The following is a 15,152-nucleotide window of genomic DNA, read 5'->3' as shown; positions in this document are numbered from 1 at the left end:
ACCACCACCCGTGCCGGCAGCAGCCGCGTCCGCTGCTCAACCCTGCCGCACTCGGCGACCACCTCGTCGATCAGCTCCGGCGGAAACACCCGCGTCAGCACCCCCAACGCGATCCGATCCGAGAACCGATCAACCCCCGACGGCTTCACCTGACCCGGTCTTGGCACAACCCATCCAACGACCGGAACCCACCAAAGTCACCGGTATTGGGCCTAGCCGAGGTAGGCGAGGCCGGGGTGGACGGCGGTGTAGCCGTCGACGAGACGGCGGGCCACGTTCACGGAGTCGACGAGCGGATGCAGCGCGAACGCCTTGACGGCCGTCGCGCGGGAGCCCGACCGGGCGGCGGCGAGCACCTCGCGCTCGACGGCCTTGACGGCGCAGACCAGACCGGTGGCGTGGTCGGGCAGCGGGTCGACGGAGACGGGGTGCGCGCCACTGGCGTCCACCAGGCAGGGGACCTCGATGACGGCGTCCCCGTCCAGGGGTGACAGGGTGCCGCGGTTGCGGACGTTGAGGATCAGGGTGGTGCGTTCGTCGCGGGCGATCGCCCGCATCAGGGCGAGCGCCACGTCCTCGTAGCCGCCGGACAGGTCCTCGGCCTCGCGTTCGCCCGCGCCGGCCGCCTCCCGGTTCTCGGCCATGTAGGTGGCCTCGCGTTCGGCGCGGGTGCGGTTCCACAGGTCCAGGGCGGGGACGTCGGGGCCGGTCACCCCGGCGTAGAACCGTGCCTGCTGGTCGTGCAGGAACGCGCCCCGCGTCCGCTTCGCCTCCCGGTAGGCGCGTACGGCCTCACGGTTGAAGTAGTAGTAGTGCAGGTACTCGTTGGGGATCGCGCCCAGGGACCGCAGCCAGTCGGTGCCGAAGAGCCTGCCCTCCTCGAAGGAGCCGAGCAGGACGGGGTCGGCGAGCAGACGCGGGAGTTCGTCGCGGCCGGCGACCCGCAGACCGCGCACCCAGCCGAGGTGGTTGAGGCCGACGTAGTCGATCCACGCCTCCCGCGGCCGCGCGCCGAGCGCCCGGGCGACACGGCGGCCGAGGCCGACCGGTGAGTCGCAGATGCCGATGACGCGGTCGCCGAGGTGGCGGGACATGGCCTCGGTGACCAGGCCGGCGGGGTTGGTGAAGTTGATGACCCAGGCGTCGGGGGCGAGGCGGGCCACCCGCCGGGCGATGTCGACGGCGACGGGGACGGTGCGCAGACCGTAGGCGATGCCGCCCGCGCCGACCGTCTCCTGGCCGAGCACGCCCTCGGCGAGGGCGACCCGTTCGTCGTTCGCCCTGCCTTCGAGGCCGCCCACGCGGATCGCGGAGAAGACGAACGCGGCGCCGCGCAGCGCCTCGTCGAGGTCGGTGGTGACGGTCACCTCGGGCGCGTCGGGCACATCGGCGGCCTGTTCGGCCAGCACCCGGGCGATCGCGCGCAGCCGCCCGGCGTCCACGTCGTGCAGGACGACACGGGTCACCCGGCCCTCGGCACGGTCCCCGAGCAGTGCCCCGTACACCAGCGGCACGCGGAATCCCCCACCGCCCAGAATCGTCAGCTTCACATCCGCACCTTCCCACCACGACGAACCGGGACGACCCTACTCGCGGCGCGACCGCGCCGGGGTACGCTCCGCCGACCCGACCCGCTGGAGGACAGCCGGACATGACCAGCCGCTCCGCGCCCGACCGTCTGCTGTCCGTGCTCGCGGCCTTCGACCACGCGCACCCGGCGCTGACGTTGACGGACATCAGCCGCCGGGCCGGGCTCACGCTGACCACCGCGCACCGGCTCGTGGGCGAGCTCGCCCGGTGGGGCGCGCTGGAGCGGGACGCCTCGGGGACGTACCACGTCGGGCTGCGACTGTGGGAACTGGCCGCGCTCGCCCCGCGCGGGCCGGCGCTGCGGCAGGTCGCGCTGCCGTACCTGGAGGACCTGTACGAGGCGACGCACGAGAACGTGCAGCTGGCGGTGCGCGACGGGGGCGAGGTCGTCTACACCGAGTGGCTGTCGGGGCGCTCGTCGGTCGGTGTGCACATACGGGTCGGCGCCCGCTGGCCGCTGCACGCCACCGGGGTCGGCCTCGCCCTGCTCGCGCACAGCGACGCCGGCTTCCAGGAGGAGTACTGCGCGGGCCCGCTCGCCTCCTTCACCCCGTACACGATCACCGAACCGGAGCCGCTGCGCCGGGTACTGGCCGAGGTGCGGCGCTCGGGCGTCGTGGTGAGCGACCGCCAGGTCACCCCGGACGCGCTGTCGGTGGCGGCGCCCGTGCGCGGCCCCGACGGCACGGTCACCGCCGCGGTGTCGGTCGTCGTCCCCCACTCCGACGCCCGCGTCCCCACCCTGACCCCGGCCCTGCGCCTCGCGGCCCGCGGCATCTCCAGAGCCCTGGGCTGGCGCCCGCCCACTCCGGCCCCCGCCGGAGACACCTGATTCCCCACTCCCGGCCCGGCGCCCGGCCGCCCCGGCGCACACGGAGACACCTGCCGCTTCTCTCCCACGGCCCGACACCCGACTCCCGCCCGCGGGTCACCGACAGCCTCGGACCGGCAGCCGGGCCCGGGAAAACGGACGCGGCTGAGGAGCCAGCTCGTCACGTTCCCGCAGCCTCAGGACGGCAGTCGGGCGAGCCGGAGTCCGGGACGGCGTCCCTCCCCTCGGCCAGGGCAGCAGGTCATCCCGCCCCGCGCATGTCCGGACGCGGCTGAGAAGCCGGCACCTCACATTCCCGCAGCCCTGCCCCGGCCGGCCCCGCGGTCTCTCGCCCGCCGTTTCTCCGCAGCCCCGGAGCGGGAGTTGGGCGAGCCGGAACCCGGGACATCGCCCCTTCCTTCGGCCCGAGCGGTGGATCGTCCCGCCCCGCGCGTGTCCGGAGCCGCTCCGAAATCCCTCTCACCGGTGAGGACCAGGCTCCCGGTTCCTCGTGATACTGGTACGGCCCCCGCCCCGAGGAGCCGCTCATGTCCCTCCGGTCCGCCTTCGCGCCGGTCGTCGTGCGCTGGCGTACGGCGAGTCCGTACGCCCTCGACACGGCGCTCGCCGCGCTCGTGCTGTTCGCCGTCTCCCTGCAGTGGGTCTTCCCCGACGAGGGCGACGACCGGCTGACCTGGCAGGGCTGGCTGCTCGGTGCCGCCACGGCCGTACCGCTGGTCTGGCGGCGGCGGGCACCCTGCACGGCCGCATGGGCCGTGTCGGTCGCCACCCCGGCGCAGGCGCTGTACCACGCTCCCCCGCCGGACGTGATGTACGGCGGGATGGTCGTCCTGTACACCCTGGCCGCCCTGGGCAAACCCTGGCAGCGCCGGATGATGCTCACGGGCTGGGTGATCGGGGTCGTCGTGACCATGCAGCACCAGGCGGACGACGAGCCCTTCGAGTACGCCTTCCACCTGATGGGCCTCGTCTGCGCCTACGCCCTCGGGGTGCTCGCCCGGGTCCAGCGCGCGTACACCACCGAGCTGGAGGACCGGGCCCGCCGGCTGGAACGGGAGCGGGCCGCGGACACCGCGCGGGCCCGCGCCGAGGAACGCGCCCGTATCGCCCGGGACATGCACGACATCCTGGCGCACGCCGTGAGCCTGATGGTGGTGCAGGCGGAGGCCGGGCCCGTGGTGGTGCGCAAGGATCCGGAGCGCGCGGAGGCCACGTTCGACACCATCGCGGCGACCGGACGGGACGCGATGGCCCAACTACGGCGCATCCTCGGCGTGTTGAAGGAAGAGCGGCCGGACGGCGAGGCCGCGCGGCGGCTGCCGCAGCCGAACCTGGCGGCGCTGCCCCTGCTGGTCGGCCAGGTGCGGGACTCCACGGGGCTGCGCACCGAACTGCGCACCACGGGCGTACCCTGCCCACTGTCCTCGGACACCGAGGTCGCCGCCTACCGTGTGGTCCAGGAAGCTCTCACCAACACCGTGAAGCACGCCCGTGCCTCCCGCGCCGTGGTGCAGCTGGACTGGGCGGAGGACCAGGTGACCCTCACGGTGACGGACGACGGGCGGGGCACCCCCACGCCGGTCGGCGGACACGGGCTGATCGGCATCCGGGAGCGGGCCGCCGCCTGCGGGGGCAGCGCCGAGACCGGCAGCGGCCCGGACGGCGGCTTCCGGGTCGTCGTACGCCTGCCGGTGGCCGCCGACCGGGAAGGGGCCCTCGGATGAGCATCCGGGTGGTCGTCGCCGACGACCAGGAGCTGGTCCGGGCCGGCTTCGGCATGATCCTCGACGCCCAGGACGACATCGAGGTGGTCGCCGAGGCCGGGAACGGCGAGGAGGCCGTCGCCGCGGTGCGCCGGCACGCCCCGGACGTACTGCTGCTGGACATCCGCATGCCGGTCATGGACGGCCTGGAGGCGGCCCGCCTGGTGTGCGCGCAGTCGGGCTGCAAGGTGGTCATGCTGACCACGTTCGACCTGGACGAGTACGTGTACGAGGCGCTGTACGCGGGTGCCAGCGGCTTCCTGCTGAAGGACGTCCGCAGGGACGACCTCGTACACGCGGTGCGGGTGGTCGCGGCCGGTGACTCGCTGCTCGCCCCGGCCGTGACCCGGCGGCTGGTCGCGGACATCGTGCGGTGCCGCCGGGAACGGGCCGCCGCCGAGGCCGCCACCCCGCAGCGGCTGGACGCGCTCACCGCCCGCGAGGCGGAGACGCTGCGGCTGCTGGCCCGGGGACTGTCCAACGCGGAGATCGCGACGACCCTGTTCGTCAGTGAACACACCGTCAAGACCCATGTGAGCAACGTGCTGAGCAAGCTCGGTCTCAGGGACCGGGTGCAGGCGGTGATCTGCGCGTACGAGACGGGCCTGATCGCCCCCGGCTCCCCCTGAGGAGTGAGTGAGGGGGCCGTCTCCCCCGTACGGGCGAGGGCCGCAAACCGCTCCCTTGGGCGATCCGGCGCACCGCCCCACGGCACGAGTCTGGAAGGCGACGGAGAACCAACTCGCCGGGAGGGACCGTGCTTTCCGCACTCGCCCGGGCGGCCACCCGCCGCTCCTTGACCGTGATGCTCCTGTGGGGACTCTTTCTGCTGCTGGGATTCGGGCTGGGGACGGGCGTGTTCGCGCGGCTCTCCGACAACGTGCCCGAAGTGCCCGGAACCGAGTCGGAGTCGGCCGCCCGGTACCTGGACCGGGTGGACCCGGCGGGCGAGTCGATCACCGGCGTGGTGGCCGGCACCACCGTCTCGGACCCGGAGCTGCGCGCCGAGGTCGAGCGGGCCGTGGCCGACGTGCGGACGGTCGCCGGGGTCGCCGCCGTGCCCGACCCGTACACCACGCGCGGTCTGACCGCCGAGGACGGGCGGGCGCTGATCATCCCCGTCACGCTCGAGGGCGGTCTGGACGACGACGCCGAGGAGCGCACGCTGGACGCGGCGGCCGAGCGGATCAGGGAGATCGACGCCCCCGACGTCCATGTGAGCGGGGGCCCGCTGCTGGGGCAGCAGATCGGTGAACGGGCCCAGGAGGACGTGAAGAACGCGGAGTTGATCTCCCTGCCGGTGGTGCTGGCGCTGCTGCTCGTGGTGTTCGGCGGACTGCGCTCCGCGCTGCTGCCACTGGTCGTCGCGGTCAGCGGAATCGCGGGGGCGTTCCTCGCTCTGTTCCTCTTCAGCGAGGTCACGGACATCTCCGTGTACGCGATCCAGGTGACGACGATGCTGGGGCTCGGGCTCGCCGTGGACTACGCCCTGCTGATGCTGGTGCGGTTCCGGGAGGAGCGCCGGCACACCGAGGACGTCGTGGAGGCGGTGCACCGCACGGTCGCGGCGGCCGGGCGGACGGTGCTGTTCTCCGGGCTCACGGTGGCCGTCAGCCTGACCGGGCTGCTGGTCTTCCCGAGCGTGTTCCTGCGCAGCATGGGTCTCGCGGTCGCCGCCGTGGTCGTCATCGACATGCTGGCCGCGCTCACCCTGCTGCCCGCGCTGCTGACCCGGTTCGGCGGGCGGATCGCCCCGGCGAAGGACCGGCCGGAGGACGAGGAGGGCCGGCTCTTCGCCCGGATCGCCCGCTTCGCGGCCCGGCGCCGGATCGCCGTACTGGCCGTGGCCGTCCCGGTGCTGCTGGTCCTGGCGGTGCCGGCGGCCGGGATGAAGATCGCCCTCGGGGACGCGCGGCAGCTGCCCACGGACACCGAGGCCCGGCAGTTGCACGACATCGTGGGCGGCCACTTCCCACCGGGCACCGGGGTCACGCCGGTCACCGTCGTCGTCCGGCCCGGCGCCGACGGCGCGACCGTCGACGGGATCCGCGCACTGTCCCCGGCCACCGCGGTCCGTGAACTGCCGGGCGGCGCCACGGTGCTGGAGATCCGGCCGCCCGGCGCGGCCGACGGCGAGGAGGCGACCGGACTGGTCGAGCGGGTGCGGGAGGTACGCGGCGACGAACCGGTCGAGGTCACCGGGCCCGCGGCCCGGCTGGTCGACTTCCGCGAGATGCTCGCCGAACGGGCTCCGTGGGCGGCCGTGACCGTCCTGGCCGGCATCTTCGTACTGCTGTTCGCGTTCACCGGTTCCGTGCTGCTGCCGCTGCGCACCATCGCGACGACGCTGCTCAGCCTGGGCGCCGCGCTCGGTGCGGTGGTGTGGGTCTTCCAGGACGGTCATCTGGCCGGGTTGCTGGGCGCCGAGGGGCTGGGCGCGCTGAGTCTCACGGCGCCGCCGCTGATCGTGGCGATCGCGTTCGGACTGGCCATGGACTACGAGCTGTTCATCCTGGCCCGGATGAGGGAGGCCCGGGAGCGCACCGGTGACGACGCGGAGGCCGTGGTGGACGGGCTGCGCCGCTCGGGCAGGGTGGTCACCTGCGCGGCGCTGCTGCTGGCGGTCGTCTTCGCCGCGTTCATGACGGGCGGTTTCTCGCCCATCCTGCAGATCGGTCTGGGGCTCACCCTGGCCGTCCTCATCGACGCGACCGTCGTGCGCATGCTTCTGGTGCCGGCCACCATGTCCCTCCTCGGGCGCCGCGCCTGGTGGGCTCCGGCGCCGTTGCGGCGGGTCCACGAGCGCTTCGGACTCCACGAGGAGTCTGCGGAGGCGCCCCGGCCGCGGGTGCCGACGGGGGTGTGAGCGTCCGCCCACACCGACCGGCGCCGCCCACCCGACGGAGCGCCGGGAGTTCGCGCCCTCCGCCCCTTCCCTTCCCGTCCCTGGGGGCTTCGCCCCCAGACCCCCTTCGCGCAGTTCCCCGCGCCCCTGGCTGCAGCACCCCTGGAGGGGCGCGGGGAACTGCGCGAACAACCACGACTCACCCGCGGCCGCCCCACAACCACCCCTGCGTCCCCCTCCCGCCCCCGCACAGTCGAACGGATCGATGGGCTCGTCGCCCGGGACACTCCCCGGCGACGAGCCCATCCGACGCCCACACATCCTCTTGCCCGGATTCGCGTCAATTCGGAACGTGAACTCTTCCCGCCCGTAAGGACTTTCCCGGTTACACCTCTTGACGGCGCCCGAGGCGCAGAGCACATTGGCGTCACTTTGAGAGCGCTCTCAAGCCACAGGCATCCGAACCCGAGAGGGCATCCCCACATGAGTGACACCTCCGGCATCCCCCGCACGCTCCGCAGACCCCGCCCGCTGCGGCGGGCGGTCCTCGCCGTCGTCAGCACGCTCGCCCTCGCGGCGGGCGCCGCGACCGCGGCCGGTCCGTCCGCGAGCGCGTCCGTGCCACCTCCGCCGTCGGGCTGGACCCAGATCTTCGCCGACGACTTCAACGGTTCCGCGGGCAGCGGTGTCGACACCTCCGACTGGCAGTACGCGACCGGCAAGGGCTATCCGGGCGGCCCCGCCAACTGGGGCACCGGTGAGATCGAGACGATGACGTCCAACGCGGACAACGTCTCCCTCGACGGCAACGGCAACCTGCGCATCACCCCGCGCCGCGACGCCTCCGGCAACTGGACCTCCGGCCGCATCGAGACCAGGCGCACCGACTTCCAGCCCCCGGCCGGCGGCAAGCTCCGCGTCGAGGGCCGCATCCAGGTGCCGAACGTCACCGGTGCCGCCGCCAAGGGCTACTGGCCGGCGTTCTGGATGCTGGGCTCCCCCTACCGGGGCAACTACTGGAACTGGCCCGCCGTCGGCGAGCTGGACATCATGGAGAACACACAGGGCAACAACACCGTGTTCGCCACGATGCACTGCGGCACCTCACCGGGCGGCCCGTGCAACGAGACCAGCGGCATCGGCGGTTCGACCACCTGCCAGGGCACGACCTGTCAGGCCGGCTTCCACACGTACCGGATGGAGTGGGACCGCTCGACGAGCGTGGAGGAGATCCGCTTCTACCTCGACGGCAACAACTTCCACACCGTGCGGGAGAACCAGGTCGACGCGACGACCTGGACGAACGCGACGAACCACGGTTACTTCATCATCCTGAACGTGGCGATGGGCGGCGGCTTCCCCGACGCCTTCGGCGGCGGCCCGGACGCGGGCACCCAGCCCGGGCACTCGATGCTCGTCGACTACGTGCAGGTGCTGACCTCCGGTGGCGGAGAAGACCCGGGTGACCCCGACCCCGGCACCCCCGGCAGCCGCGACGCCTACGGAACCATCCAGGCCGAGTCCTACGACGGCCAGGGCGGCGTGATGACGGAGAACACCTCGGACTCCGGCGGCGGCCAGAACGTGGGCGCGCTGGCAGGCGGTGACTGGCTGCAGTTCAAGGGGGTCACCTTCGGTTCGGACCCGGCCCGGCAGTTCTCCGCGCGGGTGGCGAGCGGTGCCGGCGCCGGCATCAGCGGACTGGTCGAGGTGCGACTGGACAGCCGGAGCAACGCGCCCATCGGCAGTTTCGCGGTGGGCAACACGGGCGGCTGGCAGTCCTGGCGGACGATCCCGGCGAACATCAGCAACGTGACGGGCACCCACGACGTCTATCTGACCTTCACCAGCGGCCAGCCGTCGGACTTCGTGAACGTCAACTGGTTCACCTTCGGCCACTGATCCCACCCCCACACCGGCCCTCCCCGGCCGGGAACGAAAGAGGGCCCCGCGCGCGTGGGGCCCTCTTTCGCATGCCCCGGCCAGAGACCGCATGGTCATGGCGGTTCCGCGGTACCCGGCGCCGCGCGAGGAGTGGGGGGCCGCCGACACCGAGGGCGCCCCGCCGACCGGGAGGGGACCCGCCATCAAAAAGATCATACTTTTAAACTTGAACGCATGACGGCATCGATGTTGCCTAAACCGAGGACTTCTTGAAGTGATGCGGCGTGCCACCCGCCTCGTACGGCGTCACCCCGGCAACGTGACCGCCAGGGAATCACCGACCGCCGCGCACGGTTGACGTGACCGCGAGAAAGAAGATGAGCACTGTGAGTGAAACAGCCGTGAGGGTCCTCTCCGGTGAGCGCCGGGCGTCCGCCGGGGTGAAGGACCCGGCGGACGAGGACACCCTGGACAACGAGGGCGTCGCGAAGTCCGAGGACGCCTGGCAGGCGCTGCTCGACGCGGTGACGAAGTCGCTCGACAGCAAGGGAGCTGACGCGGAATGACCGACGAGACGACCGAACCGACGACGGACGCCCCGGAGGAACAAGAAGAACAGGAGGAACAGGAGGAGACCCTCGTGGCCCTCCCCGCGCCCCCGGCCGACTGGGCCAACCCGCTGCGCGACCCGCGGGACCGGCGGCTGCCCCGGGTGGCGGGCCCCTCCGGCCTGGTCATCTTCGGGGTGACCGGCGACCTGTCCCGCAGGAAGCTGATGCCGGCCGTGTACGACCTCGCCAACCGGGGCCTGCTGCCGCCGGGCTTCTCGCTGCTCGGGTTCGCCCGCCGGGACTGGGAGGACCAGGACTTCGCCCAGGTCGTGCACGACGCCGTCAAGGAGCACGCGCGCACCCCGTTCCGCGAGGAGGTCTGGCAGCAGCTCGCCGAGGGCATGCGGTTCATCCCGGGCGACTTCGACGACGACCACGCGTTCGACCAGCTGCGCAAGGCCGTGGACGAGCTGGACGCCCATCGGGGCACCAGCGGCAACTACGCCTTCTACCTCTCCGTACCGCCGAGGTTCTTCCCGAAGGTCGTCCAGCAGCTGAAGAAGCACGGGCTGACCGACGCCCCCGAGGGGTCCTGGCGGCGCGCGGTGATCGAGAAGCCGTTCGGACACGACCTGAAGTCGGCACAGGACCTGAACGCGATCGTGCACGAGGTGTTCGACCCGGAGCAGGTCTTCCGGATCGACCACTACCTCGGCAAGGAGACCGTCCAGAACATCCTGGCGCTGCGCTTCGCCAACCAGATGTTCGAACCGATCTGGAACCGGTCCTTCGTGGACCATGTGCAGATCACCATGGCCGAGGACATCGGCATCGGCGGGCGCGCGGGCTACTACGACGGCATCGGCGCCGCCCGTGACGTCATCCAGAACCACCTCCTCCAGCTCATGGCGCTCACCGCGATGGAGGAGCCGGCCTCCTTCGACGCGGCCTCGCTGCTGACCGAAAAGCTGAAGGTGTTCCGGGCCGTGAAGGTCCCGGACGACCTGGGCCGGCACACGGTGCGCGGACAGTACGAGGGTGCCTGGCAGGGCGGCGCGAAGGTGCGCGGTTATCTGGAGGAGGAGGGCATCGACCCCTCCTCGAAGACCGACACCTACGCCGCGATCAAGCTCGGCGTGGACAACCGCCGCTGGGCGGGCGTCCCCTTCTACCTGCGCACCGGCAAGCGGCTCGGCCGCCGGGTCACCGAGATCGCGGTGGTGTTCCAGCGGGCGCCGCACTCCCCCTTCGACTCCACCGCCACCGAGGAACTGGGGCAGAACGCGGTCGTCATCCGGGTCCAGCCGGACGAGGGCATGACGGTCCGGTTCGGCTCCAAGGTGCCGGGGACCTCGATGGAGCTGCGGGACGTGACCATGGACTTCGCGTACGGCGAGTCGTTCACCGAGTCCAGCCCGGAGGCGTACGAGCGGCTCATCCTGGACGTCCTGCTGGGGGACGCCAACCTGTTCCCCCGTCACCAGGAAGTGGAAGAGTCCTGGAGGATCCTCGACCCGATCGAGGAGTACTGGGCGTCGCACGGCCGGCCGGCGCGGTACACCTCGGGCAGCTGGGGACCCGCGGAAGCCGACGAGATGCTCGCACGAGACGGACGGAGCTGGCGCAGGCCATGAAGATCGACCTGACCGACACCACGGCAAGCAAGGTCAACAAGGCGCTGGTGCAGGGCCGCCGCGCCATCGGCACACCGGCCGTGGGCATGGTCCTGACGATGGTGATCGTCACGGACGAGGAGAACGCCTACGACTCGATCAAGGCGGCCGAGGAGGCCTCGCACGAGCACCCCTCGCGCACCCTGGTCGTGATCAAGCGGCACACCCGCAACCCGCGCGAGCGCACCCACCCCCGGCTGGACGCCGAGGTCCGGGTCGGCTCGGAGGCCGGCACCGGCGAGACGGTGGTGCTGCGGACGTACGGCGAGGTGTCCGACCACGCCGACTCGGTGGTGCTGCCGCTGCTGCTGCCGGACGCTCCGGTGGTGGTGTGGTGGCCGGCGGACGCGCCCGAGAACCCGGCGAAGGACCCGCTGGGCGCGCTGGGACAGCGCAGGATCACCGACCTGTACACGGCCGAGAACCCCATGGAGGTGCTGGAGGCCCGGCGGCGCACCTACGCGCCCGGCGACACCGACCTCGCCTGGACCAGGCTGACGCTGTGGCGCTCCATGCTGGCGGCGGCGCTGGACCAGGCGCGGGCGACGGTGACCTCGGCGACCGTGGAGGCCGAGGCCGACAACCCGGCCGCCGAGCTGCTGGCGCGCTGGCTTCAGGCGCGGCTGCGGGTGGCCGTCGACCGGGTGGTGAGCGCGGGGCCCGTCGTCACGGCGGTCCGCCTCGGCACCGCGGACGGCGAGGTCGTCATCGACCGCCCCGAGGGCCCGCTGGCCACGCTGACCCTGCCGGACCAGCCCCCGCGCCGGCTGGCGCTGAAGGTCCGTCCCACCTCCGAACTCATCGCCGAGGAGCTCAGGCGCCTCGACGCGGACGAGATGTACGCCGTCGCCCTGCGCGGCGAGGCCACCGAGGAGGTCCCCGCCCATGTCTGACGTCCCCGAGCCGACCCGGCGCCCCGAGTGGGCCGCCCTGGTCAACCACCGTGCGGACGCGCTGCCGCAGCCGGACCTGCGCGAACTGTTCGACGCCGACCCGTCCCGCGCGCAGCGGTACGTCGTACACGTGGGCGATCTGCGCATCGACTACTCCAAGCACCTGGTCAACGACGATACGCTCGCCCTGCTGCGCGAACTGGCCGAGGCCACCGATGTGTTCGGGCTGCGCGACGCCATGTTCCGCGGTGAGCGGATCAACGTCACCGAGGACCGGGCCGTGCTGCACACCGCCCTGCGCGCCCCGCGGGACGCGGTGCTCGAGGTCGACGGGGAGAACGTCGTCCCGGCCGTGCACGCCGTCCTCGACAAGATGGCCGACTTCGCCGGCCGCGTCCGCTCCGGGGAGTGGACGGGCCACACCGGCAAGCGCATCCGCAACGTCGTCAACATCGGCATCGGCGGCTCCGACCTCGGCCCGGCGATGGCGTACGAGGCGCTGCGCGCCTACAGCGACCGCTCGCTGTCCTTCCGGTTCGTGTCGAACGTGGACGGCGCCGACCTGCACGAGGCGGTACGCGACCTGGACCCGGCGGAGACGCTGTTCATCGTCGCGTCCAAGACCTTCACCACGATCGAGACGATCACCAACGCCACCTCCGCGCGCACCTGGCTGCTCAAGGGTCTGGGAGGCGACGAGAAGGCGGTCGCCCGGCACTTCGTCGCGCTGTCGACCAACGCCGAGAAGGTCACGGACTTCGGCATCGACACGGCGAACATGTTCGAGTTCTGGGACTGGGTCGGCGGGCGCTACTCCTACGACTCGGCGATCGGCCTGTCGCTGATGATCGCCATCGGCCCGGACCGCTTCCGGGAGATGCTCGACGGGTTCCGGATCGTTGACGAGCACTTCGTCAACGCCCCCGCGGAGGCCAACGCCCCGCTGCTGATGGGCCTGTTGGGCATCTGGTACAACAACTTCCTCGACGCCCAGTCGCACGCGGTGCTGCCGTACTCGCACTACCTGTCGAAGTTCACCGCCTACCTCCAGCAGCTCGACATGGAGTCCAACGGCAAGTCGGTGGACCGCCGGGGCCGTCCCGTCGTCTGGCAGACGGGGCCGGTGGTGTGGGGCACGCCCGGCACCAACGGGCAGCACGCCTACTACCAGTTGATCCACCAGGGGACGAAGCTCATTCCGGCCGACCTGATCGGCTTCGCCCGCCCGGTCGCCGAGCTGAGCGACGAGCTCGAGGCGCAGCACGACCTGCTGATGGCCAACCTGTTCGCGCAGGGCCAGGCCCTCGCGTTCGGCAAGACCGCCGAGGAGGTGCGGGCGGAGGGCGTGCCCGAGGAGCAGGTGCCGCACCGCACCTTCCGGGGCAACCACCCCACCACCACGATCCTGGCCACCGAACTGACCCCCTCGGTGCTCGGCCAGCTCATCGCGCTGTACGAGCACAAGGTGTTCGTCCAGGGCGCCGTCTGGGACATCGACTCCTTCGACCAGTGGGGCGTCGAACTCGGCAAGGTCCTCGCCAAGCGCGTCGAGCCCGCCCTCACCGAAGGCGCGGACGTCCCCGGCCTCGACCCGTCCACGGCCGCCCTGGTGGCCGCCTACCGCGAACGCAGGAAGTGAACTGACATGCAGATCGGTCTTGTTGGGCTTGGCAAGATGGGCGGCAACATGCGCGAGCGCCTCCGCAACGCCGGCCACACCGTCATCGGGTACGACACCAATCCCGAGCTCTCCGACGTCGACCACCTGTCCGACCTCGTCAACCGGCTGGAGAGGCCGCGCGCGGTGTGGGTGATGGTGCCGGCCGGCGCCGTCACCCAGCACGTCGTCGACCAACTGGGGAGCCTGCTCAGGCCCGGCGACACGGTCGTCGACGGCGGCAACTCCCGCTGGACGGACGACGAGAAGCACGCCAAGGAGCTGGGCGCCCGGGGCATCGGCTTCGTCGACGCGGGCGTCTCGGGCGGGGTGTGGGGCCTGAAGAACGGGTACGCCCTGATGGTCGGCGGCGACGAGGAGCACGTGGAGCGGCTGAAGCCGATCTTCGACGCGCTCAAGCCGGACGGTCCGTACGGTTACGTCCACGCGGGCAGGGTCGGCGCCGGGCACTTCGCGAAGATGGTCCACAACGGCATCGAGTACGCCATGATGCAGGCCTACGCCGAGGGCTGGGAGCTCCTGGAGAAGGTCGACTCGGTGGACAACGTCCGGGAGGTGTTCCGCTCCTGGCAGGAGGGCACCGTCATCCGTTCCTGGCTGCTCGACCTCGCGGTCAACGCCCTCGACGAGGACCAGCACCTGGAGCGGCTGCGCGGATACGCCGAGGACTCGGGCGAGGGCCGCTGGACCGTGGAGGCGGCCATCGACAACGCCGTACCGCTGCCCGCGATCACCGCGTCGCTGTTCTCGCGGTTCACCTCGCGTCAGGAGGACTCGCCGCAGATGAAGATGGTCGCGGCGCTGCGCAAGCAGTTCGGCGGCCACGCCGTCGAGTCGGCGGAGAAGGCGTAACGGCCGTGGGGGATCTGCTGCTGGCGCGGCACGGCGAGACGGAGTGGAGCAGGGCGGGCCGGCACACCGGCCGGACCGATCTCCCGCTGACACCGGCCGGTGAGGCCCAGGCCAAGTCCCTCGCGCCGCTGCTGGCGGGGCGGACCTTCGGGCTGGTCCTCACCAGTCCGCTGGTCCGTGCCCGGCACACCGCCGAGCTGGCGGGCCTGACCGGGGCGGTGGAGGAGCCGGACCTGCGGGAGTGGGACTACGGCGGCTACGAGGGGATCACCACCGCGGAGATCCACCGCACCCGGCCCGGCTGGGACCTGTGGACCGACGGGGTGCCGCCCGGCCGGGAGTTCCCCGGCGAGTCCCCGGAGCAGGTCGGCGAGCGCGCGGACCGGGTGCTGTCCCGGGTGGCCGGGGCGCTGGAGGAGGGGGACGTGATGCTGGTGGCGCACGGCCACCTGCTCCGCGTCCTGACGGCCCGCCGCCTGGGCCTGCCGCCGTCCGCCGGACGCCTGTTCCGCCTGGAGACGGGCACCCTGAGCCGCCTGTCGCTGGAGCACGACAGCCCGGTGATCGCGGAGTGGAACACGCGGCCGTGAC

General features: G+C 72.1%; 13 protein-coding genes. 11 read left to right on the top strand and 2 right to left on the bottom strand.

Going from position 1 to position 15,152, the window contains the following annotated elements:
* Both AMK33_RS45135 and AMK33_RS05110 read right to left on the bottom strand, forming a co-directional pair.
* Positions 1–101, bottom strand: a 101-nt coding sequence (locus tag AMK33_RS45135; RefSeq protein ID WP_443030904.1) for a transposase domain-containing protein, incomplete at its 3' end; no start/stop codon positions are given.
* A 111-nt stretch (positions 102–212) separates the two neighbouring features.
* Positions 213–1,550: a 6-phospho-beta-glucosidase gene (locus AMK33_RS05110; protein ID WP_073931442.1), complete on the bottom strand. Its 1,338-nt coding sequence runs from the start codon at positions 1,548–1,550 to the stop codon at positions 213–215.
* 101 nt (positions 1,551–1,651) lie between these two features.
* Here AMK33_RS05110 and AMK33_RS05105 point away from each other — a divergent pair, with 101 nt between their 5' ends.
* The 11 genes from AMK33_RS05105 (at position 1,652) to AMK33_RS05060 (ending at position 15,151) form a co-directional block, all read left to right on the top strand.
* Positions 1,652–2,422, top strand: a complete 771-nt coding sequence (locus AMK33_RS05105) for an IclR family transcriptional regulator (protein WP_073931441.1) — start codon at positions 1,652–1,654, stop codon at positions 2,420–2,422.
* A 527-nt stretch (positions 2,423–2,949) separates the two neighbouring features.
* Entirely contained in the window at positions 2,950–4,146 is a 1,197-nt protein-coding gene (locus AMK33_RS05100) for a sensor histidine kinase (protein WP_073931440.1), read from the top strand.
* Positions 4,143–4,814 (top strand): response regulator, encoded by a 672-nt coding sequence (locus AMK33_RS05095; RefSeq protein ID WP_073931439.1) that lies wholly within the window; start codon positions 4,143–4,145, stop codon positions 4,812–4,814. The genes AMK33_RS05100 and AMK33_RS05095 overlap by 4 nt, the downstream gene beginning before the upstream one ends.
* A gap of 128 nt (positions 4,815–4,942) precedes the next feature.
* Entirely contained in the window at positions 4,943–7,051 is a 2,109-nt protein-coding gene (locus tag AMK33_RS05090) for an MMPL family transporter (RefSeq protein ID WP_073931438.1), read from the top strand.
* Positions 7,052–7,513: 462 nt separating this feature from the next.
* Positions 7,514–8,932 (top strand): glycoside hydrolase family 16 protein, encoded by a 1,419-nt coding sequence (locus tag AMK33_RS05085; RefSeq protein WP_073931437.1) that lies wholly within the window; start codon positions 7,514–7,516, stop codon positions 8,930–8,932.
* Between the two features lie 368 nt (positions 8,933–9,300).
* Positions 9,301–9,480 carry a hypothetical protein gene (locus AMK33_RS42110; RefSeq protein WP_143203807.1) on the top strand — a complete coding sequence of 60 codons (180 nt, stop codon included), beginning with the start codon at positions 9,301–9,303 and terminating at the stop codon, positions 9,478–9,480.
* A complete protein-coding gene (gene zwf, locus AMK33_RS05080) occupies positions 9,477–11,099 on the top strand; it encodes a glucose-6-phosphate dehydrogenase (RefSeq protein ID WP_073931436.1) in 1,623 nt (540 codons plus the stop codon). Before AMK33_RS42110 ends, zwf begins: the two co-directional genes overlap by 4 nt.
* On the top strand, positions 11,096–12,031 hold the full coding sequence (gene opcA / locus AMK33_RS05075) for a glucose-6-phosphate dehydrogenase assembly protein OpcA (protein ID WP_073931435.1): 936 nt from the start codon (positions 11,096–11,098) through the stop codon (positions 12,029–12,031). Before zwf ends, opcA begins: the two co-directional genes overlap by 4 nt.
* Positions 12,024–13,670: a glucose-6-phosphate isomerase gene (pgi, locus tag AMK33_RS05070; RefSeq protein WP_073931434.1), complete on the top strand. Its 1,647-nt coding sequence runs from the start codon at positions 12,024–12,026 to the stop codon at positions 13,668–13,670. The genes opcA and pgi overlap by 8 nt, the downstream gene beginning before the upstream one ends.
* 6 nt (positions 13,671–13,676) lie before the next feature.
* Positions 13,677–14,561: a phosphogluconate dehydrogenase (NAD(+)-dependent, decarboxylating) gene (gene gnd / locus AMK33_RS05065; RefSeq protein ID WP_073931433.1), complete on the top strand. Its 885-nt coding sequence runs from the start codon at positions 13,677–13,679 to the stop codon at positions 14,559–14,561.
* A gap of 5 nt (positions 14,562–14,566) precedes the next feature.
* The gene (locus AMK33_RS05060) at positions 14,567–15,151 is read left to right on the top strand and encodes a histidine phosphatase family protein (RefSeq protein WP_073931432.1); all 585 of its coding nucleotides are present in this window, start codon (positions 14,567–14,569) and stop codon (positions 15,149–15,151) included.
* Position 15,152 lies beyond the last annotated feature (1 nt).

The organism is Streptomyces sp. CB02400 (genome assembly GCF_001905725.1).
GTDB lineage: Bacteria > Actinomycetota > Actinomycetes > Streptomycetales > Streptomycetaceae > Streptomyces > Streptomyces atrovirens.
Note: the sequence above shows the minus strand (reverse complement) of the source record. Positions and strands in the feature narration are given on the sequence as shown.